We start from the raw sequence: 26,460 nt of genomic DNA on the forward strand, positions 1-26,460 counted from the left end.
GACGAGGACAGAAGTGCCCACTGGCAAGGTCAAGTGGTTCAACAGCGAGAAGGGCTTCGGCTTTCTCTCCCGGGACGACGGCGGTGACGTCTTCGTCCATTCCTCGGTCCTCCCCGCCGGAGTCGAGACACTCAAGCCCGGACAGCGGGTGGAGTTCGGCGTGGTGGCCGGGCAGCGCGGCGATCAGGCGCTCTCCCTGACCCTGCTCGACCCGACGCCCTCGGTCGCCGCCGCGCAGCGCAGAAAGCCGGACGAACTCGCCTCCATCGTCCAGGATCTGACCACCCTCCTGGAGAACATCACCCCGATGCTGGAGAAGGGCCGCTACCCGGACAGGGCGGCCGGGGGGAAGATCGCCGGGCTGCTGCGGGCCGTCGCCGACCAGCTCGACGTCTGAGCGCCCGTCACCGCGCGGCCCGTCACGCGTCGCGCGGTGACGGCTCCAAGGCGCCCCGGGCCGGTCGGGTCGATCCCTCCGGGACCGGGGGGATCGCTCGCCCCGACGGCCCTCAGGGGAAGGCCAGCGCGTCCGGCCCGAGGGGCGGCACGAGGCCCTCGGCGGCGGCCCGGGTCAGCAGGCCTCGCACGGCCGCGTAGCCGTCGTCCCCGAGGCGGGCGGTGAACTCGTTGACGTAGAGGCCGATGTGCTGGTCGACGACGGCGGGGTCCATCTCCCGGGCGTGTTCCAGGACATAGGGCCGGGACACGGTGGGGTCGTCCCAGGCGGCCAGGACGGAGCGGCGGATCGCCGAGGCCAGATCCCGCAGCACCGGCGCCCCCAGCGACCGCCTGGCGATGATCGCCCCCAGTGGGATCGGCAGGCCGGTCGTGCGCTCCCAGTACTCGCCCAGGTCGGCGAGGCGGCGCAGTCCGTGGTCCCGGTAGGTGAAGCGGGCCTCGTGGATCACCAGCCCCGCGTCGACCCGGCCGTCCCGGACCGCCGGCATGATCTCGTGGAAGGGCAGCACCACGACCCGGCCGACGCCGCCGGGCACGGTGTCGGCGGCCCACAGCCGGAACAGCAGGTACGCCGTCGATCTCTCGCCCGGGACCGCGACCGTCCGACCGCGCAGGTCGAGCCCCGGTTCCCGGGCCAGCACGAGCGGGCCGCACCCCCGTCCCAGCGCGCCTCCGCACGGCAGCAGCGCGTACCGGTCGAGCACGTAGGGCAGGACCGCGTACGACACCTTCAGCACGTCGTGGGCGCCCCGCTCGGCGAGGCCGTTGGTCACGTCGATGTCGGCGAACGTCACGTCCAGGGCGGGCGCGTCGGCGATCCGCCCGTGGGCCAGCGCGTCGAAGACGAAGGTGTCGTTGGGACAGGGCGAGTACGCGATCCGCAGCGGCTCAGAGGGCATCGTGGTTCCAGGTCTCCAGGACGGGCGCGAGCTTCTCGAACGCGGCGGCGAGCGTCGCCAGCGCCTCCTCGACCCGCCAGGCCGCCCGGTCGCGCGGGCCGACCGCGTTGGAGATCGCGCGCAGCTCCATGACGGGTACGCCGTGGGCGGCGGCGGCCTCGGCGACCCCGAAGCCCTCCATCGCCTCGGCGAGCGCCCGGGGGTGTCGGGCACGCAGCAGGTCGGCGCGGGAGGCGGTGCCCGTCACCGTCGACGCCGTCAGCACGGTCCCCGCGGCGGCCCCGGTCGCGGCGGCACAGGCCCGCGTCAGCTCGGCCGGAGGGCGGTGGGCGACCGCCCCGAAGCCCAGCTCGGTGACCGGGAGGAAGCCGTCGGCGGTCTCCGCCCCCAGGTCGGCGGCGGTGATCTCGTCGGCGACCACCAGGCCGCCGATCGGCGCCCGCCCCGCGAGACCTCCGGCGATCCCGGCCGAGACGACCAGGTCGTAGGGGCGGTCCCCCACGGCCGCCGCGGTGAGCGCCGCGGCCGTGCCGGCGGCGGCCCGCGCCGGTCCGACGCCGACGGCCGACAGGTCGTACCCGACGCCCCCCGGCGAGGTCTCCGCGATCCTCAGCAGGGTCACGCCCGGCAGCGTCACCGGCTCGCCTGCCCCCGGCAGACCGCGGGCCACCGCGTCCCGCTCGGCGGGGACGGCGGTGGTCACCAGGACGCGCGCGGTGGCCGTGGTCAGTCGTCCTTCTTCAGCTCGAACACCCACACCCCGGTGACCTCCTGGCTGCCCTCCGCGCCGTCGCGGGCCGCCACGGCCACGCTGGTCGTGTCGCCCTGCGCGCCGTACTGGGCGTTGAAGAAGACGCTGCCGGGGATGGTGCGATAGGTCTTGGTGCTGTCCTCGACCAGTTGCTGGCCGTTCATCAGGATCGTCCAGTGGTCGTCCGCGACCTCCTGGTCGACGCCGAAGCGCACGATCTCGTCCGGGTCGACGGTGAGGGACTTGACGTCCTCGTCCTGGAGGCAGTCGTTGATCTCCTCCTCCGAGAGGGCCGCGCCCCGGCCGCCGCAGGTCGCCTCGGAGCTGACCGAGGAGCTGCCCACGGTGACCGTCGCCATGGGCGTCGGCTTGTCGCAAGCCGACAGGAGGAGCAGTCCGGCGGAGGCGGCGCCGGCCGCTGCCAGGGTGCGGCGGCGCCGCACCGCGCCGTGTCGATCGGCGGCTGTGCCGCGGGGCAACGTCGTCATGGGCGAAGGCTATCCGGCCCGCCCGGCGCGCCTCCCACCTGGGTGCGGCGTGCCGTGGTCAGGCCACTCTCGGCCGACCCGCCCCGCCGTGCCGGGCGGAGGCGACCAGTCCGCGCAGCGTCGTCGCCCAGCCGGTCGCCACGATGGCGGCGCCCACGGCCAGGCCCAGAGGCCCGTTCAACGGCAGCGCGATCCCGATCGCCCCGCCGACCACCCAGGACATCTGGAGCAGCGTCTCCGAACGGGCGAACGCCGACGTGCGCACGGACTCCGGCACGTCCCGTTGGATCAGGGCGTCGAGGGACAGCTTGGCCAACGCCTGGGCCAGGCCGGCCACCGCCGCCAGACATGCCACCACGACCGGGCTGAACAGCAGTGCGGCGGTGATCCCCGCGGCCAGTACCGCGCCCACCACGGTCACGATGATGATCTCCGGTGCCCGGGCCCGCAGCCAGGCGCCGACCGCCGTGCCCAGGGCGTTGCCGACCCCGGCGGCGACGCCCACCACGGCCAGCGACACGGCGGCGCTCTGCCCGCTCATCGGGTGCTCCCGCAACAGGAAGGCGAGGAAGAAGATGAGGAAGCCGGTCTGGCAGCGGATGGCGGCGTTCGCCCCGAGCCCGTGGGTCACGGCGATGCCCACGGTGCGCAGCCCCGGGCGGCGCCCGCGCACCGCGTGCGGCCCGTGCAGGTGATGCTCGTCCGCCGCGAGCAGCGCCGCTTCCTCGCCCCGCGCGGAGTCGACCTTCGGGGGCAGGGTGAAGGACAGCACCGCCCCCACCACGAAGATCACGAAAGCGCCGTAGAGCGGCCACCGCGGATCGACCCGCTGGAGCCCCACCGCCACCGGGGCCGCCGCCCCGGTGGCCAGCAGCCCGAACAGCGTCACCCGGGAATTGGCCTTCACCAGCGAGAAGCGCGGCGGCAGCAGCCGGGGGACCACCGCGCTGCGCACCACGCCGTACGCCTTGGACGACACCAGAACCCCGAGCGCGGCCGGATACAGCTCGATGTCCCCGGTGGTCACCGCCCCGGACAGCACCAGGGCGAGCGCCGCGCGGGCCAGCATGGAACCGGCCATCGCCGCGCGGCGGCCGTGGGGCACCCGGTCGAGCAACGGCCCGATCACCGGGGCGAGCAGCGTGAAGGGGGCCATCGTGATCGCCAGGTAGAGCGCCACCCGGCCCCTGGCCTCGTCCGTCGGCACGGAGAAGAACACCGTGGAGGCCAGCGCCACGGTGATCATCACGTCACCGGCGCCGTTCACCCCGTGCAGCTCGATCAGCTTGCCGAGCCCGGACTCCCCGGCACCGTGCGCGTGGGTCGCGCGCCGCACCCCGCGCGCCGTGCCGGTCACCGGAAGGCGCAGGGCGCGCCCGACCGCGCGGAACCACCCGGAGGCCCGGCTCCGGTTCCCGCTCCTCACGTCCGCCCGCGCGGCTGCCACCCCGTCATAGTGCCCCGAGCGGACCGCGTGTGGCGGCGAAGGCGCCCGGAACGGGCTGATCGGGTCGGTCGGCGGGCCGTCCGGGTGCCCGGGAATCCACCGTCGGTGTGGGCCCGGCGCGGCCGAGCAGGTAGCGTGCGTAGCGCGCCGTGGCGAACGTTCTCGGCCGCGCGCCGTGCGAGCATCCCGCAGAATGGGTGCCGTAGGCGCGCCCGAGCGCGTCGGGCGTGGACGTCGACGCGGTCCCCGGGTCCGCTCCGTCCGCCCCCGCCGGCATCGAGGCGCACTCGTGAGACGGCGTATGGAGAGAAGCGATACCTGTGAGCGCAGCGACAACGCGAAGCCGCACCCCCGACCGCCTGTGCGCCGAGGCCGTCGACCTCGCCAGGGCCGCGGCCGAGGAGGCCGCCGCCCCCGGCGTCGTCGGCGAGCACACCGGCGTGGTCTCCGAGGGCGATCGCGTCGTCACGCACCACTTCGCCTGCGAGGAGTTCGGGTACCGGGGCTGGCGCTGGGCCGTGACCGTCGCCCGTGCCTCCCGCGCGAAGGTCGTCACGGTGGACGAGACGGCGCTGCTACCCGGCCCCGATGCCGTCCTCGCCCCCGAGTGGGTGCCGTGGAGCGAGCGGCTCCGCCCCGGCGACCTGGGCCCCGGCGACCTGCTGCCCACCGATGCCGAGGACCCTCGTCTGGAGCCCGGTTGGTCCGGCGAGGACGAGCCGCCGCCGCACTCCGCGGTGTCCCACGAGATGGCCGACCTGGTCGAGGCCGAGGACGCCGAGGTGACCGGGGGCCCTCCGTCCCGGCTCGCCACCGCGCCGACCCGCGGCTCGATCGCGTCGGTCGCCGAGGAACTGGGCATGCGCCGGACCCGGGTCCTCTCCCGCCGGGGCCTGCGCGACGCGGCCGAGCGCTGGGACGAGTCCTTCGGCGCCGCGACTGCCATGGCCCAGGCCGCGCCCGCCTCCTGCCTCTCCTGCGGCTTCCTCACTCCGGTCGGGGGATCGCTCGGGCAGGCCTTCGGCGTCTGCGCCAACGAGTTCTCCCCGGCGGACGGCCGGGTGGTCTCCCTGGCCTACGGCTGCGGCGGACACTCCGAGGCGGCGGTCATGCCCCGGCCGCCCCGGCCGGCCCCGCCGGTCGTCGACGAGACCCGGCTCGACCCCTTCCCGCTCCGCCCCGCCGCCGACTCGGGCTCGGTGCCGGCCGAGGAGGACGCCTTCTCGGCGGAGCTGGGCCACTCCTGACCGCCCGCCGGGGCGGTAGCGTCGGGTCCCCACGCCGACCTGCGGCGAGGCGACGAGGAGAGTGAACGTGAGCAAGTGGGTGCGGCCCGCCGCGGAAGGCGCGGACCCGTTCGGTACGGCACGCCTGCGGCGCGGGGTGCTGGACGCCTGGGCCACCAGCCCCGCGCGGTTCCGCGAGGACGCCAACGCCGAGGAGGATCTCGTCCTCGGCGGCTACCGGGACCGGTTGGTCGTCGAACTCGCCCAGAACGCCGCCGACGCCGCCGCCCGGGCCGGGGTCCCGGGGCGGCTCCGGCTGACCCTGCGCGACGGGACGCTGGTCGCCGCGAACACCGGAGCGGCCTTGGACGCCGCCGGCGTTGAGTCGCTCGCCACCCTGCGCGCCTCCGCCAAGCGGGAGTCGGCCGGCGGCGCGGTGGGCCGCTTCGGCGTCGGCTTCGCCGCCGTCCTCGCCGTCACCGACCGGCCGGCGGTCGTCGGTCGGCACGGTGGGGTGCGCTGGTCGCTGGAGGAGGCCCGCGATCTCGCCGCCGACACCGCCCGACACAGCCCCGGCCTGGGAGACGAGATCCGTCGCCGCGACGGGCACGTCCCGGTGCTGCGGCTCCCGCACGCCGCCGAGGGCACCGCCCCCGACCCCTACGACACCGCCGTCGTGCTGCCCCTGCGCGACCCGGCCGCCGCCGCGCTGGCCGAGCGGCTGCTCGACGCCGTCGACGACGCCCTGCTGCTCGCCCTTCCGGGGCTCGCCGAGGTCGTCGTCGAGACGGCGGGGGAGGCCCGCACCCTGCGCCGTCGCGACGCGGACGGGCTGACCTCGATCGAAGACTCGCGGGACGGCGTCACCCGGTGGCGCACCACCACCGCGCACGGTCCGCTCGCCCCCGACCTGCTCGCCGATCGACCGGTGGAGGAGCGGCTGCGTCCTCACTGGTCCCTCACCTGGGCCGTGCCCGTGGACCGTGACGGCCGGCCCCGGCCGCCGCGCACCCGGCCCGTCGTGCACGCCCCCACGCCCAGCGACGAGGCGCTGGGCGTCCCGGCGCTGCTCGTCGCCTCCTTCCCGCTGGACACCGCCCGCCGACACGCCGCCCCCGGCCCGCTGACGGACTTCCTGGTGGAGCGCGCCGCGGACGCCTACGCCGCCCTGCTGGCCGACTGGGACCCGGTGGTCGCGGAGATCGTCGATCTGGTGCCGGGCCCGCTCGGCGCGGGACCGCTGGACGGCGCGCTGCGCGCGGCGGTCCTCGACAGGCTGCCGCGCACGCCCTTCCTGCCGCCCGCCCTCGCGCCGGACGGCGAGGACGGATCCGCGGACGCGCCCGCGCGGCTGCGGCCCCGCGAGGCCGAGGTGGTGGAGGGCGCCGGCGCCGACACGGTGCGGGTCCTCGCCGAGGTGCTGCCCACCCTGATGCCCGCCGGTCTGGAACGGCGGGCGGAACTACGCGCCCTCGGGGTGGCCCGGGTGCCCCTGGCGGACGCCGTCGAGCGGTTGGCGGGCGTGGAGAGGCCGCCCGGCTGGTGGTGGCGGCTCTACGACAGCCTGGCCGGCGTCGACCCGGACCGCTTGTCCGGGCTGCCGGTCCCGTTGGCGGACGGTCGCACGGCCCTGGGCCCCCGACAGGTGCTTCTGCCGGCCGCGCGGACGCCCGCTCCGCAGGCGGGCGCGCTGTCGAGGATCGGGCTGAAGGTCGCGCACCCGGACGCCGCGCACCCGCTGTTGGAACGGCTGGGCGCGTTGCCCGCCACTCCTCGGGCCGTGCTCACCACCCCGCAGGTCCGGGCCGCGGTGGCGGCCTCCCTCGACGACGACGGGGCGTCGTGGGACGAGGACGCCCCGGACGCCGAGGAACTCGCCGACACCGTCCTCGGCCTGGTCCGCGACGCCGGGCTCGACCCGGGGGAAGAGCCCTGGCTCGGCGCGCTGGCCCTGCCGGACGAGGAGGGGGAGCTGTCGCCGGCCTGCGAGCTGGTCTTCCCGTCCGGCCTCTTCGCGGGGGTGATGCGGGAGGGCGAACTGGCCGAGGTGGACGCGGAACTGGCCCGGCGCTGGGGCGAGGGGCCGCTGGCCGCCTGCGGTGTCCTCGCCGACTTCGCGCTGGTCCGCGCCGGCGACGTCGTCCTCGACCCGGACGAGCTGGAACCGCGCGACGGCGACTACCCGGAGCCCGACGACGCGGGCCTGTTGGACGCCGTCGACGTCTGGTGCGAGGACGTCCTCGACCGGTTCCCCGACGCCACCGTCCCGCCGGTCGCGACCGAGATCGTCGCCGTGCGGGATCTGGACCTGGTGGACGACGCCCGGTGGGATCGGGCGCTCGCCCGGCTGGCGACCCCGCCGCTGCGCGAGGCGTTGGTGCGGCCGGTGCGGCTGCTGCTGCCGGACGGCTCTCACCGGACGGTGCGCCCGTACACCGCGTGGTGGCTGCGCGGCCATCCGGTGCTGGCCGGCCGTACCCCCGCCGGCCTGCGCACCGCCGGTGGGGACCCGTTGCTGCGCGGCCTGTACGAGTCGGTCGACGTGGCCGGGTTCGACGACGATGAGGTCTTGCGGGCACTTGGCGTGCGGACCTCCGTGGCCGCGCTGCTGGACGAGCCGGGCGGCGCGGCGGAGCTGCTGGAGCGTCTCGCCGACCCCGACCGTCCGGTCGCCGTCGCCCAGTTGCACGCGCTGTACGGGGCGTTGGCCGACGTCGATCCGGAGGGGGTGACGCCGCCGGACACCCTGCGGGCGGTCGTCGACGGCCGGGTGGTCGTGGTGGACGCCGCCGACGCCGCGATCGCGGACTCGCCCGACCTGCTGCCCTTCACCGAGGGGGTGCCGCTGCTGCCGGTGGCGCCCTCGCGCGCCGCCGAGCTGGCCGAGCTGCTCCAGGTCCGGCCGTTGGGCGAGTCCGTCCGGGCCGAGGTGCCCTCTCCCGGCGAGGAGTGTGCCGTGCCCGAGCCGGTGCGGGCGTTGCTGGGGGCCCGCGTGCCGGCGTCCTACCGGGAGCACGACACGCTCGTGGTGGACGGAGTGGAGATCGACTGGCGGGTCTCCGCGGGCGGGGTGCTGCACGCGGCGACCCTGGAGGGCGTCGCCGCCGGCCTCGCCTGGACGGCGGGGCAGTGGCCGCGCCGCTTCGAGGTCGCCGCCCTGCTGGAGGACGGATCGCGGTCCGAGGAACTGGCCCGCGACCGCTGGTTCGACTGACGGGACCGGGGCGACCGGGCGGGCGATCGGCACGCGTACGGAGCGACCAGGCCGTCCGCTCTACGAGACCGGCGACGGGCGCCGTACGGCGAAGGGGGCCGACCGCTCCTCGGCGGTTCGCTCCGCCTGGTTGATCTCGGACCAGACGGTGTCGAGGGACAGGCCGAGGGTGTCGGCGATCGCCGCGATGGTCGGAAAGGCGGGGGTGGCCACCCGTCCGGATTCGATCTTCCGGAGGGTCTCCGGCGAGATCCGCGCGGCGAGAGCCACGTCCAGCATCGAGCGACGGCCCCGGGCTCGGCGGAGTAGGGCGCCTAGGCGCTGTCCGCGTGCTACCTCGGCAGGGGTGAGCGGTGACCTGACCATGACCCCCACGTTAATACCGGTACAGTTTGGCCGGGATAATTATTGGACGCACGTTGAGGGGTCCCGCATGATCGAGATTCTCGGTTCCGTTCGGCTCGCTCGGGCGAGGGAGACCGGTGCCCTGGTGGGAGACATCCTGCACACGCTGAAGCGGCGCACCACCGTCGGCACGAACCTGCTGGACATCGACCGGTGGGCCGAAGAGATGATCACCGAGGCGGGGGCGCGCTCCTGCTACGTCGACTACGCGCCCTCCTTCGGGCGCGGCGCGTTCGGGCACTACATCTGCACCGCCGTCAACGACGCGGCGCTCCACGGCAGACCCCACGACTACGCGTTGAAGGACGGGGACCTGCTGACCCTCGACCTCGCCGTGGTCAGGGACGGGGTGGCCGCGGACGCCGCGATCAGCTTCCTGGTGGGCGCGGCGAGGCCGGCGGAGAGCGTCGCGATGATCGACGCGACCGAGCGCGCGCTCGCCGCCGGCATCGCCGCCGCCGAGCCAGGGGCGCGCGTCGGAGACGTCTCCCACGCCATCGGCACCGTCCTTCGCGAGGCGGGCCACCTCGTCAACACCGAGTTCGGCGGCCATGGCATCGGCGCCACCATGCACCAGGACCCCCACGTCGCGAACACCGGACGGCCGGGCCGGGGGTACCGGCTGCGCCCCGGGCTGCTGCTCGCCCTGGAACCCTGGGTCATGGCCGACACGGCCACCCTCCGCACCGACGCCGACGGATGGACGCTGCGAAGCGCCACCGGCTGCCGCGCCGCGCACAGCGAGCACACCATCGCCGTCACCGACGACGGGGCCGAGATCCTCACCCTGCCGTCGCCGAGGCCGTAGTCGGGTCTCGGCCTTACTGCCGTCGCGGCCCAAAAGGCCCGTCACATCGCCGAGGCGTGGGGGCCTCGGTTCGCGGACCTCTCTCGTTTCCCGCCGCCGCCGTCGACGCGACGGGGCGGCGCCGGCCGCCCGCCCCGCCTCCGCCTCCCGGCGGGGACGGACGGCGCGGGTCTCGCGGTCGTGTCACCGAACCCCCTCGACGGGGAAGCGGCGGTCGACCCAGCGCCAGACCAGCTCCAGGAAGCCCGCCGACGCCGCCGCGATGCCCACGCCGATCCAGGGCATGGTCACCCCGACCAGCTTGAGCGCGAAGAAGTGCTGCAACCACGGCACCACCAGGACCAGCAGGAAGCCCATGGCCATCGCCGCGACCAGGGCCAGGCGCCACCAGGTGTAGGGCCGCGCGACGATCGCCAGTACCCACAGGGAGATCAGGAACAGCGTCATCGTGGCGACGCTGGTCTCCGCGTCCAGCGCCTCGGTTCCGCTGTAGTGGGCGCGGGCCAGGAGGTAGGTCACGAAGGTCGCCACCGCCGCGACGATCCCGCCCGGGATGGCGTAGCGCATCACCCTCCGCACGAAGTGGGGTCGGGCCCGCTCCTTGTTGGGCGCGAGGGCGAGGAAGAAGGCGGGAACGCCGATGGTCAGCGTCGACAGCAGCGTCAGATGGCGCGGCAGGAAGGGGTACTCCACCTGGGAGCACACCACCAGGATCGCCAAGAGAACCGAGTAGACCGTCTTGACGAGGAAGAGCGTCGCGACCCGGGTGATGTTCCCGATCACCCGGCGGCCCTCGGCGACGACCGACGGCAGCGTGGCGAAGCTGTTGTTCAGCAAGACGATCTGGGCCACGGCCCGGGTGGCCTCCGATCCGGACCCCATCGCCACGCCGATGTCGGCGTCCTTGAGCGCCAGGACGTCGTTCACCCCGTCGCCGGTCATGGCGACGGTGTGCCCACGGGCCTGGAGCGCGCCCACCATGTCCCGCTTCTGCCGCGGTGTCACCCGACCGAAGACGGTGCCCTCGTCCAACTCCGCCGCCATCCGCTCCGGCTCGGCGGGCAGGCGGCGGGCGTCGACCGCGGTGCCGCTCAGCCCGAGCTTGCCGGCCACCGCGCCCACCGAGACGGCGTTGTCCCCGGAGATGACCTTGGCGCTGACCTCCTGGTCGGCGAAGTAGCGCAAGGTGTCGGCCGCGTCGGGTCGCAGCCGCTGTTCCAGCACCACGAGCGCGGCGGGCTCGGCGCCGTCGGCGACCCCGGGATCGTCCAGCGGACGCGTGACACGCGCGAGCAGCAGGACTCGCAACCCCTGCTCGTTGAGCCTGGTGGTCCGGTCCAACGCCGGGTGGCCGTCGGCGAGCAGCACGTCCGGCGCGCCGAGCAGCCAGGTGCTGGAGCGGCCGTCCTCCTCGCGGAAGGCCGCGCCGCTGTACTTGCGCGCGGAGGAGAAGGGGAGCGCGTCCGCGCACTCCCATCTCGCGGTGTCCGGGAATGCCTCGACGACGGCCCGGAGGGAGGCGTTGGGGCGCGGGTCGGAACCGCCGAGCGCGCCGAGCACGCGGCGCACCCGGGTCTCCTCGGCTCCGTCCAGCAGGTGCAGCCCGGCGACGTCCATGCCGCCCTCGGTCAGGGTGCCGGTCTTGTCCAGACAGACGGTGTCGACACGGGCCAGACCCTCGATGGCCGGCAGCTCCTGGACCAGGCACTGCTTGCGACCCAGGCGGATCACCCCGATCGCGAAGGCGACGGAGGTGAGCAGTACCAGGCCCTCCGGCACCATCGGGACGATCCCGCCGACGGTGCGGGCGACGGAGTCCTTGACGTCGTTGTGCCGGGCCACGAGCTGGCTGATGATCAGGCCGATCGCGGTCGGGACCATCATCCATGTGACGTACTTCAGGATCGTGGAGATGCCGGAGCGCAGCTCGGAGTGGACCAGGGTGAAGCGGGACGCCTCCTCGGCGAGCTGGGCCGCGTAGGCCTCCCGCCCCACCTTCGCGGCCCGGAAGGCGCCGCCGCCCGCCACCACGAAGCTGCCGGACATCACCGGGTCGCCCGGCCGCTTGACGACCGGGTCCGCCTCGCCGGTCAGCAACGACTCGTCGATCTCCAGGCCGTCGGTCTCGACGCACACGCCGTCCACCACGACCTTGTCGCCCGGCCCCACCTCGATGACGTCGTCCAGCACGATCTCGGAGGTGCCGACCTCGGTCGCGGTCCCGTCGCGGCGGACGGTCGGGCGTGCCTCGCCGATCAGGGCGAGCGAGTCGAGGGTCCGCTTGGCCCGCCACTCCTGGATGATGCCGATGCCGGTGTTGGCGAGGATCACGAACCCGAACAGGCTGTCCTGGATCGGCGCCACCACCAGCATGATCGCCCAGAGCACACCGATGATCGCGTTGAATCGGGTGAAGACGTTGGCGCGGACGATGTCGGCCATCGACCGAGAGCTGCGCACCGGGATGTCGTTGACCTCCCCGCGCGCGACCCGCTCGGCGACCTGCGCGGCGGTCAGCCCGTCCGGCGAGGGGGAGAGGGGTCCGGAACCGTCCGGATCGAGGCCGGCGCCCGGGTCGATGTGCGTCATGGCGACGACGGTACGTGCGGCACGGGGCAGGCTTCCATCCGGCACCCGGCTCGCCGCCGTCTCGGGGAGGGAGGCCCGGTCGGTCGCCACGGCGCGGTAGGCGGGAATCTCCCCTTCCGGAGGGAGAGGATGTCTCAGGCCTCGGGCTCGGCGCCCCGGCGCGCGGAGGCCCGCCTGATCGCCTCCTCGCGCCTGCGGGCGTACCAGACGCCGATCAGGCCGAGCCCGCCGCCCGCCAGGCACGTCCACACCCACCAGCCGTGCCCCCGGTCGGCGAACCAGCCGTAGAACGGGAGCTGCGCGAGGAAGAGGACGAACCAGATGATCGTGCCGCCGACGATGGTGGCGACCACGGGCCCCTCCAGGGGTTCCGGCGCCTCGCGCGTTGGGGTCCACTTCGCCATGGGCACAGCTTACGAGGGCGGTGGGGTGGGGTGGCTCCGAGCCCCGGGTCGCGGGCCGGGACCGGAATCTACGCGCGGAGATAGCGTTCCCTCGGCTATATGTTCATACTGAATTCGTTTGTCTCTGACCGATTCTGTTAGTAGGAAGCGCCAAGGGTGACGGGGGGCCTCTGGCGACGAGGACACGCATGCCCACCTCGGCCTCCCCCCAGGGCCCCACCCCCGTTCCGTCGCAGGGCCCCTCCCGGGGCGCTCTGGACCGCTACTTCAAGATCTCGGAGCGGGGCAGCACCATCCCCCGGGAGATCCGCGGCGGCTTCGCCACCTTCTTCGCGATGGCCTACATCATCGTGCTGAACCCGATCATCCTCGGCAGCGCGAAGGACATGTACGGCAACCAACTGGACAACGGTCAGTTGGTCACGGCGACGGTGCTCACGGCGGCGTTCACCACCCTGCTGATGGGTGTCATCGGCAACGTCCCGATCGCGCTCGCCGCCGGGCTCGGCATCAACTCGGTGGTGGCCCTCCAGCTCGCCCCCCGCATGTCCTGGCCCGACGCGATGGGGATGGTGGTGCTGGCGGGCTTCGTGGTGATGCTGTTGGTCGCCACCGGCCTGCGCGAGCGCGTCATGAACGCCGTGCCGCACAGCCTGCGCAAGGCCATCGCCATCGGCATCGGCCTCTTCATCATGCTGATCGGACTTGTCGACTCCGGTTTCGTCTCCCGGGTGCCGGACGCCGCCCAGACCGTCGTCCCGCTCCAACTCGGCGCCGACGGGCACCTGAGCGGCTGGCCGGTGCTGGTCTTCGTGCTCGGGGTGCTGCTCACCCTGGCGCTGCTGGTGCGGCGGGCGCCGGGCGCCATTCTCGTGTCGATCGTCGCCATGACACTCCTCGCCGTGGTCATCGACGCCGTCGCCGACGTGCCCTCCTGGGGGCTGACCACCCCGACCTGGCCGGGCAACCCGGTGGCCGCGCCGGACTTCTCGCTCGTCGGGCAGGTCAGTCTGTTCGGCGGGTTCGAGAAGGTCGGGGTCCTGACCGGCGTCCTGTTCGTCTTCACCGTCCTGCTCTCGGTCTTCTTCGACGCCATGGGCACGATCATGGGCGTCAGCGACGAGGCCAAGCTCACCGACGCACAGGGGCACATGCCCGGTATCAACAAGGTGCTGTTCGTCGACGGGATCGCCGTCGCGGCGGGCGGCGCCTCCTCCGCCTCGGCGACCACGTGCTTCGTGGAGTCGACGGCCGGCGTCGGCGAGGGTGCCCGGACCGGGTTGGCCAACGTCGTCACCGGGTCGCTCTTCGCCGTGGCCCTCTTCCTCACCCCCCTGGCCACCATGGTCCCCTCCCAGGCGGCGACCCCCGCGCTCGTCGCGGTCGGCTTCCTGATCCTGTCCCACGCGATCAAGGAGATCGACTGGGTGGACTACACCCTCGCGATCCCGGCCTTCGTGACGATGCTGATCATGCCGTTCACCTACTCCATCACCAACGGCATCGGCATGGGCTTCATCACCTTCGTGGTGCTGCGCCTGGCGGCGGGGCGCGGCCGGGAGGTGCCGCTTCCGCTCTACGTCGTCTCCGCCGTGTTCGCCTTCTCCTACCTGATGCCGGCGCTGGGCCTGACCTGACGCCGCTGGGCCTGACCTGACGCCGGACCCGCCCCCGGACCGCGCTCTCCGGTCCCGTTCGCCCCGGTGCCGCCTCCGGCGCCGGGGCGCCGTCACTCGATCGGCGGAAAACGGCGGTCCCGGTGCGCTTCTTCGGCCAGGATGGTGTGGCGTGCCTCCCTCCCGGCGGACCGTGCCGGAGGGGGCGAATCCGGGCGACGAGTGGTCCTTCGCCATTCTAATGAGTTACGCTAAAGAGATGTCGGACTTGAACCATGGTGACGACGCCGTCGCCGTGAACGCACTCCGCTCCGCCGTGACACGGCTCTCCCGCCGACTCCGGCACCAGCGAGTCGACGAGTCGCTGAGCCCCACGGAGATGTCGGTGCTCGGCACCCTCGCCGCCTCCGGGAGCGCCACCCCCGGCGAGCTGGCCCGCAAGGAACACGTCCAGCCGCCCTCGATGACCCGCATCGTCGCCCTGCTGGAAGCCAAGGGCCTGGTACGGCTGGAGCCTCACCCGGAGGACCGACGACAGAAGGTCGTCACCCAGACCGATCAGGCCGTCGTGATGCTCGAACAGAGCCGCCGCAAGCGCAACGCCTTCCTGGCCTCGCTGGTGGCCGAGCTGGACGAGGAGGAATGGGCGAAGCTGCGGGCGGCGGCACCCGTGTTGGAGAAGCTCGCGCAGTTGTAGTCGAACCAAGGAGGCGCACCCTTGAGTACGGGAACCGGAGCACCTTCCGCCCCCGCACCACCACCGGGCACCCCGGCAGCCGCCGCGCCCCCGCGACACACCCGGATCCACGCCGCGTTGCGCGTCCGCAACTACCGGCTCTTCTTCCTCGGCCAGGCCGTCTCCAACACCGGCACCTGGGTGCAGCGCATCGCCCAGGACTGGCTGGTGCTCGGCCTGACCGGTTCCGCCACCGCCGTCGGCGTCACCACCGCGCTCCAGTTCCTGCCGATGCTCCTCCTCGGGCTCTACGGGGGCCTGCTCGTGGACCGCCTGCCCAAGCGACCCACGCTGCTGGTCACGCAGTCGGCGATGGCCCTGAGCGCGCTCTTCCTCGCTGTCCTCACCCTCACCGACCTCGTCCAGGTCTGGCACGTCTACCTCGCCGCGCTCGCCATGGGCCTGGCCACGGTCGTCGACGTCCCGGCCCGGCAGTCCTTCGTCCCCGAACTGGTCGGCCGCGACGACCTGCACAACGCGGTCAGCCTCAACTCGGCCAACTTCCAGGCCGCCCGCCTCGCGGGCCCGGCACTCGCCGGCTTGCTGATCACCGGGACGGGCACCGGCTGGGCGTTCCTCCTCAACGGGCTCTCCTTCCTCGCCCCCCTGGCCGGGCTGCTGCTCATGCGAGGACGGGAACTCCACGTCGGCGCCCGTGCCCCGCGGGCCAAGGGGCAGCTACGGGAGGGGTTGCGCTACGTCGCCGAACGCCCGGACCTGCTCGGCACCCTGGCGCTGGTCGGGTGCGTGGGCACCTTCGGCCTGAACTTCCCGGTCTTCCTCTCCGCCTTCGCCGCAGACGTCTTCGCCACCGGCGTCGGGCACTACAGCCTCTTCAACACGCTGATGGCCGGAGGCGCGTTGGCCGGCGCCCTGACCGCCGCCCGCCGCGGGACCGCCCGCACCCGCACGTTGATCGCGGCGGTCGTGGCCTTCGGACTGCTGGAGGCCGCCGCCGCCATCGCCCCCCACCTCTGGCTCTTCGCCGCGCTCATGGTGCCGATCGGCGTGTTCGCCACCACGGTCAACGTCACTGCCAACACGAGCATCCAGATGTCCACGGACCCCGAGGTGCGCGGCCGTGTCATGGCGCTCTACACGATGGTGCTCCTCGGCGGCGCACCGGTGGGCGCCCCGATCGTCGGATGGCTCACCGACACCTACGGCGCCCGAGTGGGCCTGGCCGCCGGCGGCACCGCGGTGGTCGTGTCGGCGCTGTTCATCGCCGCTCTCCTGGCCCGGGCGCGTCGGTCGCTCGCCGGCCCCCGGCGGTCCGACGACCACGGCGAATCCGACCCTCCGCGTCCGCGAGGGCGGGTCGCGCCGCTCCGGCTCCCCGCCGGGGCGGGAGGGGACGCGGGGCCCGACGGGGGCGGCGCCGGGCGGACGTGAGGCTCTTCGCCGCCCTGCCGCCGCACACCCCGTCCGGTCCGCGGCCACCCGCCGACCGCCGGTGTGCCGGGCGCGCCCCCGATACGGGACGGTCGCTCGCCGACCGCTCGGCACGGCCGGTTACGCTCGGAGGCGTGGACCCGAAGACCCGAAACCGGATCATGGCCGGTGCGCTCGTCCTGTTGTTCGTGGCGGTGGCGGTGGCCTCCGCCTTCGGCCGCTAACGCCTCGGCGCCGGCCCGCCGCGGCCCGCCGGTCGCTGCCGGGGCCGCGCGCCCACCTCACGTCCCGACGCCCGGCGCGTCGGGCGCGTCGGCGTGTAGGGGCCGCCCAGGCCCCACCCTTCGTACAGGGCGTCGGCGAAGGCCCGCGCCACTCGGTGCTCCCCGCTCGCGTTGGGATGGGTGCCGTCGTAGGTGTCCCGGTGGACGTCGAAGGAGTCCGGTGCGGACGCCAGCAGGACGGCGGAGCCGGGCTCGTCCAGATCCGCGGTCGCCTTGGCCAACAGGTCGTTGAAGTGCTCGATGTGCTCGGCGAAGTGCGGATCGGCCCCCGCGCGTATGTTGGGTACGACGGGGAGCACCACCAGGCGTATGCGTGGGTTCGCCTCCCGGGCCCTGGCGACGAAGGCGCGCGCGTTCGTCGCCGTCTGCTCCGGGTCGGTGTAGAAGCCCAGGTCGATCAGGCCGAGGGAGACGAGGAGCACGTCCGCCCGGCAGGAGCGGACAGCGTCGCCGACGAGCGGCACCATGTGCACCCATCCCTCGCCCCACCCCGCCAGGTGACCGCGTGGGAAGTGGGGGTCGGCGTAGTCGTGCGAGGTCGGTGCCTCGGCCGCCTTGTCGTAGAGCGTGTCGCGGGGCCCGACGAGGTCGAACGGCCCGTCGTACGTGGCGCACAGGTGTCGCCACAGGCGGTAGCGCCAGGTGTGTTCCCCGGCGCTTCCGATGGTCATGGAGTCGCCGACGGGCATCAACCGGAGCATCCGCTCATCATGGACGATCGCCTCGGCCCGCCGGAACGCGGCCCCGACCACCCTCCCCGGACCTCCCGTCGGGGTGGCAGGCTGGGGCGATGCGCCGACCCCTCGCCTTCCTCGCCGCCGCCCTGCTCGCCTGGGCGGCGTCCGCACCGGCCTCCGCCGCCGACGGGGATTTCACCCTCAGGGACCCGAGGATCACCGAGTCCAGCGGACTGGCCGCCTCCCGCCTGCACCCCGGCGTGTACTGGACGCACAACGACAGCGACGACGGCCCCTACCTCTACGCCGTGGACGGTCGGTCGGGGGAGACGCTCGCCCGCGTGACGCTGAGCGGCATCGGGACGCCCCGGGACGTCGAGGCCATCGCCGTCGGCCCCGGCGACCGTCTCTGGGTCGGCGACATCGGGGACAACCTCGGCGGCCGATGGCCCCACGTGTGGATCTACGAGTTGCCCGAGCCGACGGAGCTGCGCGACATGACGGTGCCCGCCACGCAGTACGTGGTCACGTACGAGGACGGCCCCCGCGACGCCGAATCGCTCGTGGTGGACCCGGAGAACGGCCGGGTCCACATCATCGACAAGCGGGAGGACGGAGGCCATCTGTACGAGGGGCCGGCCGAGCTGTCCGCCACCGGTGAGAACGTCTTCCGACGCACCGAGGCGGTCGACCTGTGGGCCACCGACGCCGCGCTCTCCCCGGACGGCGAGCGGCTGGCGGTGCGCGGCTACTTCGGCGGAATCTGGTACGAGTGGAACGGCGGCCGGATCGAACGCGGCGGCCGGCTGGAGGTGCCGCTCCAGGGGCAGGGCGAGTCGGTGACCTACAGCGCCGACGGGGCGACCCTGCTCTTCGGCAGCGAGGGCGCCGGCAGCACGGTGCGGTCGCTGCCCGCTCCGGGAGGAGAGGGTGGGGCGGGCGACGGCGCGGAGGGCGCCGCCACCGACGCCGGGGGTGCCGCCAAGGCCGACGGCGGTTCGGCGGGCGGCACCGATCTGGCGGTCGCCGCCGCCGCGTTGCTGGTGGTCGGCGCGGCCCTGTTCGGCCTGCGGCGCTCCCGCCGCCGGGGCTGACACGCGGGACCGGGCGCCCCGCCGGGGCGCGTTCCCGCCCAGGCGGGCGCTCACCCGTTCGCCACGCTTTCGTGTGGGCGTTGGGCGTGCGCGGTAAAGCCAAGCGGACGAGCCGCCGGAGTACCGGAGGGACGACTTCCGGTCGCGGACGAGTCGCGGCGCCCCCGATCACGGATCGAGCGGTCGCCGCCGACCCCGCCCGATCGGCACCGCACCCCGCATGGGAGGAACGCGTGAGGAACTGTCAGAAGTCCGCCGAACCGGGGCGGGGAGAGGTCGCTCCGGTTCGGCGCAGACGTTGGCGTTCCGGGCTCCGGGCCGGAACGGCCGGTCTGGTCCTGGCCGCCGCCGTGGCCCTGCCGGGCCTGTCGCCCCAGCCCGCGCACGCCGTGCCGGCCGGCACCTACGCCTACGTCGCCGACACCGACGACGACACCCTGTCGGTGATCGACACCTCGGACAACACCGTCGTCGACACCATCCCCGTCGGTGACGCGCCGCTGGGGGTGACGGCCTCCCCGGACGGAACCCGCGTCTACACCGCCAACGGGAACGCCGACACCGTCTCCGTGCTCGACACCGGGGACGACACGATCATCACCGACGTCCCGGTCGGCAATGTCCCGGTCGACCTGGTGGTCACCCCGGACAACGCCTTCGTCTACGTCACCAACACGTTCGACGCCACGGTGTCGGTGATCGACACTTCCGACTTCTCCGTGGTCGCCACGGTGCCGGTCGGGGACCTGCCGCGGGCGATCACGGTGTCCCCGGACGGCGCGTTCGTCTATGTCGGCAACGCGGTCGGGGACTCGGTGTCGGTGATCGACACCTCTGACAATTCCGTCGCCACCACCATCCCCGTGGGTGGCCTCCCCTGGGGGGTCGCGGTCTCCCCGGACAGTGCTCTGCTCTACGTGGTCGGCCAGTCGGACGACGCACTCGCCGTCTACGACACCAGCGACTACAGCCTGGTCACCACCACGCCGGTCCAGCTCAACCCCACCGACGTCGCGGCCTCCCCGGACGGCACCACCGTGTACGTCACCAACGGCGGCGCCGACTCCGTCTCCGTCATCGACACCTCGGACTTCAGCGTGGCGGACACGGTCACCGTGGGCGACGTGCCCGAGGAGGTGGTGGTGACCCCGGACAGCGCCTTCGCCTACGTCGTGAACTTCGGCAGCAACGCGGTGTCGGTGATCGACGCCTCGGACAACTCCGTGACCACGACCGTGCCCGTGGGCACCGGCCCGCAGGCGCTGACCCTCGCGGTGGTGCCGTGGCAGGGCGATCCCGTCCTGGAGATCGTCAAGCTCTCCGGCGGCAAGTTCGTCCGAGGGCAGGAGGGCTTCTACACCCTCACCGTGGCCAACACCGGCCAGGGCCCGACCGACGGCACCACCGTGACCCTGACCGACACCCTTCCCGAGGGGCTCACCGCCGCGGCTATGGAGGGTACGGGCTGGGACTGCGTCCTGGAGACGCTCGTCTGCACCCGTGAGGACACGATCGACCCGGGGGACAGCTATCCGCCCGTCACGCTCACCGTGGAGATCGCCTCGGACGCCGCCAAGCAGGTGACCAACATCGTCACCGTCACCGGCGGTGGCACGCTGGGTACCGCCACGGCGACCGCCTCCACCACCGTGCGGCCGGCGAAGTCCCCCCACAAGCCGTCCAAGCCGGGCAAGCCCTGCAAGTCCTCCAAGCGCTGCGACTCGGCCAAGCCCCACCCGGCCGAGACCGGCTGACCCGACAGGGGACGCCGGGCCTCGCACCGGCGCCCGACGTCGAAGCCGCCCCGTCCGCCCCCGAGCCTCCGCGACCCGGAGCCTCGGGGGCGGCGCGGTGCCGGGACGGGCTCCGCGTCGAGGTGGGGACGGGGGCGGGCGAGGCTGGGCGTCCCACCCCGGTCCGTCGGGGCCACCACGGCGACGGACCGCCGTCGGTCGAGGGTCGCCACGACCCCGGGTCGGGCGGCTACGAGCCCTCTCCGCCCCCGTGCTCCTCGACGAGCAGCTCCAGTCCGTCCAGCAAGCGCCGCAGGCCGAACTCGAAGTGCGGAAAATCCGGTCCCCACGCGTCCTCGGACAAGGAGGCGAGAACCGGGTAGCGGCCCGAGGTCATGGCCCGTTCCAGCGCCGGCCTTTGCGAGTCGAAGAAGTCCGACGCCGCGACGCCCGAACGGCGTTCGGCCTCCTCTCGGTAGATCTGCCGGCGCGCGGCCCCGACGACGTAGCCGTCCACCAAGAGCAGAGCGGAGACCAGCTCGACGTCGGGAAGACCCATCGGCCGGATGTGCGCCAGGGCCAGTTCCAGCCCGTCCATGGCGCCTGGGCCGAGCACCGGGCGGGACTGGTTGACTTGGAGCAGCCACGGGTGGCGTCGGTAGAGAGCGAGACTCTCCCGGGCCAGGGTCTCCAGCGCCGAGCGCCAGGTGCCGTCGCCGAGGCCGGCTTCCCGATCGATCGGGCGTTGGACTCGGTCGAGCATGAGGTCGAGCAGTTCGGCCTTGCCGGGTACGTAGCGGTACAGGGACATCGTGCCGACCCCCAGCTCCCCGGCGACGCGGCGCATCGAGACGGCCTCCAGACCCTGGGTGTCCGCCATTCGGACGGCGACATCCACGATCTGGTCCACGCTGAGTCCCGGACGCGGTCCGCGTCCGGGACGGGGGGCGGAGTCCCAGAGCAGTTCCAAGGTGCGGCCGACATCCCCGCCTCCAGTGGTCGGCGCGTCCGGGGAGGCGCCGGGCGGGTCGTCGGATTCGCTGGTCATGCGGACCAGTGTAGGTCGTCCTCCTGAAAACCATGTACGCCGTACGCGTTATTGGGTACGCTGTACTCGGTTTATGGTGAAGGAGGTCGCATGAGCGACGGATACGCGGTGCTTGCGGAGAAACTGGAGAAGCGGTACGGGAAGAAGCGTGCCTTGGACGGTCTCTCGCTCGCCGTCCGTGAAGGCACGGTCCACGGCCTGCTCGGGCCGAACGGCGCCGGGAAGACCACCGCCGTGCGCGTTCTGTCCACACTGCTCCGGCCCGACGGCGGGCGCGCACGGGTCGCCGGGCTGGACATCCTCGGGAGTCCACGCGCGGTGCGGGCCCGGATCGGCCTGACAGGGCAATACGCTTCGGTGGACGAGGTCCTGACCGGCCGACAGAACCTGGAGTTGTTCGGCCGTCTCTTCCATCTGGGCGCCAAACGGGCCCGGCTGCGCGCCGCCGAGCTGTTGGCCGGGTTCGACCTGACCGACGCGGCCGACCAAGGCGTCGCGGAATACAGCGGCGGTATGCGGCGCCGGCTGGACCTGGCTGCGTCCATGATTCTCGCTCCGGCCGTCCTCTTCCTCGACGAGCCGACGACGGGACTGGACCCACGCGGCCGGGGCGAGGTCTGGGCCTCCGTGCGCGCGCTGGTGGCGGAGGGAACCACCGTCCTGCTCACCACCCAGTACCTGGAGGAGGCCGACCGGCTTGCCTCCCGGATCACCGTCGTCGACCGGGGCCGGGCCATCGCCGACGACACCCCGGACGGGCTGAAGGACCGGATCGGCGGGGACCGGGTCGAGGTGACTCTCGCCGACCGGGCCGACATCCCGAGGACGGTCCGGGTCCTGGCCCGCGTCTCGCACGGGGAGCCAGAGGTCGACGAGGCGGGCTCGCGGGTCCACGCATCCGTCCCGGAGCGTGTCGCGGCCCTGACCTACGCCGCCCGGACCCTGCAGGACGACGGCGTCCGGGTCGAGGACATCGGGCTGCGCAGGCCCAGCCTCGACGACGTCTTCCTGCGCCTGACGGGAACTCGCGACGGGGCACCGAGGGAGGCCGTGGCATGAGCATCGTGGACCTGACCGGCTCGGCCCGCCGACGGCGACTCTACTGGCTGTTGTCCGACTGCGGAAACGTGGTCCTGAGAGGGCTGCTGCACTACCGGCGGCAGCCCGCCGGCATCGCCTGGCAACTGGGGTTCCCCCTGCTCTCCGTCCTGCTGTACTCCCAGGTGTTCGGCGAGGCGATGAAGGTGCCCGGAGGGGGTGACTACCTCGCCTACCTCATGCCCGGCATGTTCGTGATGACCATGACCCTGGGCTTCGTCAACACCGCCACTCTTGTGGTGCACGACGCCACCAAGGGTGTTGTCGACCGGTTCCGTTCCATGCCTATGGCCTCCTCCGCGGTGGTAGCCGGACGTTGCGGGACCGATCTGTTGGTCGCCGCCGCGGAGCTGGGCGTCATGATGTCGACCGCGGTGGCCATGGGCTGGCGTCCGCAGCTCGGGTGGGGTTTCGTCGCCGGGGTCGTGCTGTTGCTCTGGCTGCGGTTCTCGCTCGTCTGGCTCGGGATCTGGATCGGGCTGGCGCTGCCCAACCCGGAGGCCGCGGGCGGGTTGTTCGCCCTGACGTTCCCGGTGACGATGATCTCCGGCATCTTCGTCTCTCCCCAACTGATGCCGGGGTGGCTGGCGGTGCCCGCGGCCTGGAACCCGGTCTCCTCCACCGCCTTGGCCACCCGGGACCTGTTCGGCTCCCCTGTCGCGGGCGACGTCTGGGTGGAACGGCACGCGCTGCTGATGTCCGGGGTCTGGCCCCTGGTCCTCACCGCGATCTTCCTGCCCTTGGCGGTTCGCCGCTTCCGGGGGCTGAGCCGTTAGGCCTGTCCGCCGGGTCAGAGACTCCCGGCGGCGCGTCGGCGGGCGGTCGTGACGCGGGCGTAGAGGAGGTGGGCGACGGCCTCCGCCGTGAGGAGCAGGACGACGAGCCAGGGCGCGAGGTGCTCGCCGAAGAGGGCGACGAGCAGCGGCAGTGCCACCCCCGGGACGGCCCAGGCGGCCACCCGCCCGATCGTGGCCCCGAAGCGCAACGCGATGCACGCGTGGGCCGCGTGGTAGAGGGCCAGCGACCCGCCGAGGGCGACGAGCGCGCCGGTCGGCAGGTGCGGGTGGCCCGCCTCGTCGACCGCCGTGGCCAGCCCGGCCGAGAGGGAGATGATCGCCGCCGTGACGAAGAAGTGCAGGAAGCCCGCGACGTCGCGACTGAGGGGGTAGGTCAGGCGTTCGTGCGCGGTACCGAGGAGCAGCTCGATGGAGGCGGCGCCGAAGTCGAAGTAGGACCACCAGAGCGCGGCCAACAGGACGAAGCCGAGCAGGGCCACCACGCCGGCCTCGGCCGTCCACACGTGGTCCGTCGAGGTGATCAGTGCGAGCACCGACTCGCCGAGCACGAGGATGACGAAGAGTCCGACCCGCTCCACCAGGTACCCGGTGTGCAGGCGACGCGGGAGGCCGCGCCCCGTACCCGACAGCAACAGGGCGAGTTCGGCCGCGATCAGCACGGCCCACATCACGTGCCGCCACGGGGTGGGGACCAGGGCGGAGAGGGCCCAGAGCAGGCCGGAGCCGAGGCAGTAGGTCACCGGACGCCACACGGCCACGCGCTCCTTGCCGGGCAGCCGCGTCGCCGGCCACCACAGACCGAGGAGCACCAGGCGCGTCCCCGCGTATCCGAGCGCGTACACGGCGCCCCGGTCACCGCTCGCCTCGGGCACGGCGGCGGCCATCATCGCGAGGAAGACCATCGCGCTCAGCACCAGGAGGCGCCGGCGCGCGGTGTCGTCGGCGAAGAGGTTCACCGAGACCGTGATGTTGACCCAGAGCCACCAGGGCGGGAAGTAGAGGCCGAGGAAGACGGCGAACTCCGCCAGGCTCGGATCGCCGTGCAGCCCGTGCGACAACTGGGAGGCCAGGCCCACGAAGACCAGGTCGAAGAAGAGCTCCAACCAGGCCGCGTGGCGCGCCTTGTGGGTGTTCTCCTTCGCGGACGTCACCGACATTCCCGACTCCCGTCGCACTGGGGACAAGCCACCCCATGAGATCACGGGCGTGTCCTTCCGCCGGGGCCGACCGCCGTGAGGGCGGAGGCCGAGCCTTCGCGCGGTCGCTCCTCCCCGCGCCGGGCGGTCCGGCAGGGTGCCGCCCCGCTCCGAGGTCGGCGGGAGCGAGCCGGTACAGGGAACGTTCATCGTTCGTTGAGGACCGCCCCGTTGAATCACCGATGTGGACGGCGGCCGGCCCCGGGCGCCCTGGGCCGGCCGCCGTCCGCGGCATCGAAGGAGTCCGGCGCGCGGACCGCGCACGGACGGAGGAAGAGGAACAGAGCATGCCGACGAAGAGCATCGTCAACTTCACCACCGACCGGCAGGCGGCGGCCGAGACCTACGTTCTCAACAGCATCGGTCACGACAAGCTGCGGGAGCCCAGCGCCAAGCAGGCGCTCAACGACGCCTTCTCCGGGCGGGGCAAGGCGTCCGCCACGATGACCGTCGACGGCAGGGCCGGCGTCCGGGTCAAGCACGCCAGCTCCGGCTCCAAGGACAAGAACAACAGCGTCACGGTGTTCTTCCACACCGACGAGGACGCCAACGGCCTGGTCACCAAGGTCTACCTGCTCGCCGTCGGTGGCCACAAGACGGACTCGACCTACGCCCTCGACAAGAAGTTCGGCCAGGACGACTTCCCGTTCAAGGCGGACTCGACCGTCAACGTGGACGGCAGCCAGGCCTGACCGCCCCACCCGCCGCTCTCCGGGGGCCGACGAGGTCTCGGCCCCCGGGAGGGCGCGGATCTCGCCCCTCGGCGGGGGAGGGGCATCCCGGGGGAGAAGGGGCGTCAGAGCCGTTCGACGACGTGGTCCACGCAGCGCGTCAGCGCCTCGACGTCGGCGGGGTCGATCGCGGGGAACATCGCGACCCGCAGCTGGTTGCGGCCGAGCTTGCGGTACGGCTCGGTGTCCACGACACCGTTGGCACGGAGCACCTTGGCGACCGCCGCCGCGTCGACGTCGTCGGTGAAGTCGATCGTGCCGATCACCTGGGAGCGCTTCGCCGGATCGGTGACGAACGGAGAGGCGAACTTCACGTCCTCGGCCCAGCCGTACAGGGCGCGCGCCGAGGCCGCCGTGCGGCGGACGGCCCAGTCCAGGCCGCCTTGGCCGTTGAGCCATTCCAGCTGCTCGTTCAGGAGGAACAGGGTCGCCAGCGCGGGCGTGTTGTAGGTCTGGTTCTTGCGCGAGTTGTCGATCGCGGTGGGCAGGGAGAAGAACTCCGGCACGTGCCGGCCCGAGGAGTGGACCCGTTCGGCGCGCTCCAGCGCGGCCGGGGAGAAGAGACCGATCCACAACCCGCCGTCCGAGGCGAAGGACTTCTGCGGAGCGAAGTAGTACACGTCGGTCTCGGCCACGTCCACCGGCAGACCGCCCGCGCCGGAGGTGGCGTCGACCAGGACCAGAGCCCCCTCGTCCGCTCCGGCCACACGACGGATCGGCATGGCCACGCCCGTCGAGGTCTCGTTGTGCGTGAGGGCGTAGACGTCCGTGCCCGCCTCCGCACGCGCCTCCGGGTGGGTGCCGGGTTCGGACCGGACGACCGTCGGCTCGGCGAGCCAGGGAGCGTTCCCGGCGGCCTTGGCGAACTTGGCGGAGAACTCGCCGAACGACAGGTGCTGCGACCTGCCCTCGATCAGGCCGTGGGTCGCGATGTCCCAGAAGGCGGTGGTGCCGCCGTTTCCGAGGACCACCTCGTACCCCTCGGGCAGCCGGAAGAGGGAACGGAGGTTGTCGCGCACCGAGCCGACCAGGTTCCGTACCGGGGCCTGTCGGTGGGAGGTGCCCATCAGACTCGTGCCGGTGGCGGCCAGCGCCTCCAGCGCCGTCGTCCGCACCTTGGAGGGGCCCGCGCCGAAGCGACCGTCGGCGGGCTTGATGTCAGCGGGAATCCGGATCTCAGCCACGACAGGAGCCTAGTCCTTCCGGGAAGCCCGGGCGCGACAGCGTCCGTCGGCTGAGACGCGCCGTCGAGGGCGGGTCTCCGGGACTCCGGCGGGCCCGGGAGAGGCGGGGCGGGAGGCGGATCTCCGCGCGGGGGGCGAGCCGCGACGTGCGGTGCGCCCCCCGCGCGCGTCGACGTCCGCGGAC

23 protein-coding genes are annotated in these 26,460 nt (G+C 73.2%); 12 read left to right on the top strand and 11 right to left on the bottom strand.

The genetic code is table 11. From position 1 onward, the window contains the following. Window positions 1-13 precede the first annotated feature (13 nt). Entirely contained in the window at window positions 14-397 is a 384-nt protein-coding gene (locus JEK78_RS23670; protein ID WP_200258471.1) for a cold-shock protein, read from the top strand. A 112-nt stretch (window positions 398-509) separates the two neighbouring features. On the opposite strand, the gene JEK78_RS12410 is transcribed toward JEK78_RS23670, so the two are convergent. Genes JEK78_RS12410 through JEK78_RS12425 form a run of 4 tightly spaced genes read right to left on the bottom strand, consistent with a single transcriptional unit; the run spans window position 510 to window position 4,044 of the window. After that, a complete protein-coding gene (locus tag JEK78_RS12410) occupies window positions 510-1,358 on the bottom strand; it encodes a 1,4-dihydroxy-6-naphthoate synthase (RefSeq protein ID WP_200258472.1) in 849 nt (282 codons plus the stop codon). Then, complete coding sequence (locus JEK78_RS12415; RefSeq protein WP_242483049.1) at window positions 1,348-2,115, bottom strand: futalosine hydrolase; 768 nt, start codon at window positions 2,113-2,115, stop codon at window positions 1,348-1,350. The genes JEK78_RS12410 and JEK78_RS12415 overlap by 11 nt, the downstream gene beginning before the upstream one ends. After that, window positions 2,085-2,597, bottom strand: coding sequence for a DUF2771 domain-containing protein (locus JEK78_RS12420; protein WP_200258474.1), 513 nt, complete (start codon window positions 2,595-2,597; stop codon window positions 2,085-2,087). The genes JEK78_RS12415 and JEK78_RS12420 overlap by 31 nt, the downstream gene beginning before the upstream one ends. 58 nt (window positions 2,598-2,655) lie before the next feature. Beyond that, window positions 2,656-4,044: an MFS transporter gene (locus JEK78_RS12425; RefSeq protein WP_200258475.1), complete on the bottom strand. Its 1,389-nt coding sequence runs from the start codon at window positions 4,042-4,044 to the stop codon at window positions 2,656-2,658. Window positions 4,045-4,364: 320 nt separating this feature from the next. Here JEK78_RS12425 and JEK78_RS12430 point away from each other — a divergent pair, with 320 nt between their 5' ends. Both JEK78_RS12430 and JEK78_RS12435 read left to right on the top strand, forming a co-directional pair. Continuing rightward, on the top strand, window positions 4,365-5,291 hold the full coding sequence (locus JEK78_RS12430; RefSeq protein ID WP_200258476.1) for a DUF3027 domain-containing protein: 927 nt from the start codon (window positions 4,365-4,367) through the stop codon (window positions 5,289-5,291). 67 nt (window positions 5,292-5,358) lie between these two features. Then, a complete protein-coding gene (locus JEK78_RS12435; protein ID WP_200258477.1) occupies window positions 5,359-8,484 on the top strand; it encodes a molecular chaperone Hsp90 in 3,126 nt (1,041 codons plus the stop codon). 60 nt (window positions 8,485-8,544) lie between these two features. Here the strand turns inward: JEK78_RS12435 and JEK78_RS12440 are convergent, their stop codons facing one another. Next, the gene (locus tag JEK78_RS12440; RefSeq protein WP_200258479.1) at window positions 8,545-8,850 is read right to left on the bottom strand and encodes a helix-turn-helix transcriptional regulator; all 306 of its coding nucleotides are present in this window, start codon (window positions 8,848-8,850) and stop codon (window positions 8,545-8,547) included. A gap of 67 nt (window positions 8,851-8,917) precedes the next feature. Between JEK78_RS12440 and map the strand changes: the two genes are divergently transcribed. Continuing rightward, complete coding sequence (gene map / locus JEK78_RS12445) at window positions 8,918-9,697, top strand: type I methionyl aminopeptidase (RefSeq protein ID WP_200258481.1); 780 nt, start codon at window positions 8,918-8,920, stop codon at window positions 9,695-9,697. A gap of 183 nt (window positions 9,698-9,880) precedes the next feature. Here map and JEK78_RS12450 read toward each other — a convergent pair whose 3' ends face one another. Further along, window positions 9,881-12,286 carry a cation-translocating P-type ATPase gene (locus JEK78_RS12450; RefSeq protein ID WP_200258482.1) on the bottom strand — a complete coding sequence of 802 codons (2,406 nt, stop codon included), beginning with the start codon at window positions 12,284-12,286 and terminating at the stop codon, window positions 9,881-9,883. A gap of 134 nt (window positions 12,287-12,420) precedes the next feature. Then, entirely contained in the window at window positions 12,421-12,690 is a 270-nt protein-coding gene (locus JEK78_RS12455; protein WP_200258484.1) for a DUF2530 domain-containing protein, read from the bottom strand. Between the two features lie 188 nt (window positions 12,691-12,878). Here JEK78_RS12455 and JEK78_RS12460 point away from each other — a divergent pair, with 188 nt between their 5' ends. From JEK78_RS12460 to JEK78_RS12470, 3 genes are all read left to right on the top strand, one after another. Next, entirely contained in the window at window positions 12,879-14,327 is a 1,449-nt protein-coding gene (locus JEK78_RS12460; protein ID WP_200258486.1) for an NCS2 family permease, read from the top strand. Window positions 14,328-14,565: 238 nt separating this feature from the next. Beyond that, on the top strand, window positions 14,566-15,003 hold the full coding sequence (locus JEK78_RS12465) for a MarR family transcriptional regulator (RefSeq protein WP_200258487.1): 438 nt from the start codon (window positions 14,566-14,568) through the stop codon (window positions 15,001-15,003). 105 nt (window positions 15,004-15,108) lie between these two features. Then, window positions 15,109-16,434 (top strand): MFS transporter, encoded by a 1,326-nt coding sequence (locus JEK78_RS12470; RefSeq protein WP_200264127.1) that lies wholly within the window; start codon window positions 15,109-15,111, stop codon window positions 16,432-16,434. Window positions 16,435-16,654: 220 nt separating this feature from the next. Here the strand turns inward: JEK78_RS12470 and JEK78_RS12475 are convergent, their stop codons facing one another. Beyond that, window positions 16,655-17,419 (bottom strand): GDSL-type esterase/lipase family protein, encoded by a 765-nt coding sequence (locus JEK78_RS12475; RefSeq protein ID WP_200258488.1) that lies wholly within the window; start codon window positions 17,417-17,419, stop codon window positions 16,655-16,657. 89 nt (window positions 17,420-17,508) lie between these two features. Here JEK78_RS12475 and JEK78_RS12480 point away from each other — a divergent pair, with 89 nt between their 5' ends. Further along, complete coding sequence (locus JEK78_RS12480) at window positions 17,509-18,489, top strand: WD40 repeat domain-containing protein (RefSeq protein ID WP_200258489.1); 981 nt, start codon at window positions 17,509-17,511, stop codon at window positions 18,487-18,489. 233 nt (window positions 18,490-18,722) lie between these two features. Then, window positions 18,723-20,243 carry a beta-propeller fold lactonase family protein gene (locus tag JEK78_RS12485; RefSeq protein ID WP_200258490.1) on the top strand — a complete coding sequence of 507 codons (1,521 nt, stop codon included), beginning with the start codon at window positions 18,723-18,725 and terminating at the stop codon, window positions 20,241-20,243. Window positions 20,244-20,472: 229 nt separating this feature from the next. Here the strand turns inward: JEK78_RS12485 and JEK78_RS12490 are convergent, their stop codons facing one another. Continuing rightward, on the bottom strand, window positions 20,473-21,270 hold the full coding sequence (locus tag JEK78_RS12490; RefSeq protein ID WP_200258492.1) for a TetR/AcrR family transcriptional regulator: 798 nt from the start codon (window positions 21,268-21,270) through the stop codon (window positions 20,473-20,475). Window positions 21,271-21,360: 90 nt separating this feature from the next. On the opposite strand from JEK78_RS12490, the gene JEK78_RS12495 reads away from it, so the two are divergent. Next, window positions 21,361-22,329 (top strand): ATP-binding cassette domain-containing protein, encoded by a 969-nt coding sequence (locus tag JEK78_RS12495; protein WP_200258496.1) that lies wholly within the window; start codon window positions 21,361-21,363, stop codon window positions 22,327-22,329. After that, the gene (locus JEK78_RS12500; RefSeq protein WP_200258498.1) at window positions 22,326-23,144 is read left to right on the top strand and encodes an ABC transporter permease; all 819 of its coding nucleotides are present in this window, start codon (window positions 22,326-22,328) and stop codon (window positions 23,142-23,144) included. Before JEK78_RS12495 ends, JEK78_RS12500 begins: the two co-directional genes overlap by 4 nt. Before the next feature lie 14 nt (window positions 23,145-23,158). On the opposite strand, the gene JEK78_RS12505 is transcribed toward JEK78_RS12500, so the two are convergent. Then, the gene (locus JEK78_RS12505) at window positions 23,159-24,322 is read right to left on the bottom strand and encodes a low temperature requirement protein A (RefSeq protein ID WP_200258500.1); all 1,164 of its coding nucleotides are present in this window, start codon (window positions 24,320-24,322) and stop codon (window positions 23,159-23,161) included. A 326-nt stretch (window positions 24,323-24,648) separates the two neighbouring features. Here JEK78_RS12505 and JEK78_RS12510 point away from each other — a divergent pair, with 326 nt between their 5' ends. Beyond that, window positions 24,649-25,053: a hypothetical protein gene (locus JEK78_RS12510; RefSeq protein WP_200258502.1), complete on the top strand. Its 405-nt coding sequence runs from the start codon at window positions 24,649-24,651 to the stop codon at window positions 25,051-25,053. 104 nt (window positions 25,054-25,157) lie between these two features. On the opposite strand, the gene serC is transcribed toward JEK78_RS12510, so the two are convergent. After that, window positions 25,158-26,276, bottom strand: coding sequence for a phosphoserine transaminase (serC, locus tag JEK78_RS12515; RefSeq protein ID WP_200258505.1), 1,119 nt, complete (start codon window positions 26,274-26,276; stop codon window positions 25,158-25,160). Window positions 26,277-26,460 lie beyond the last annotated feature (184 nt).

Source organism: Streptomyces sp. HSG2, assembly GCF_016598575.1.
In the GTDB taxonomy this organism is placed as follows: Bacteria; Actinomycetota; Actinomycetes; order Streptomycetales; family Streptomycetaceae; genus Streptomyces.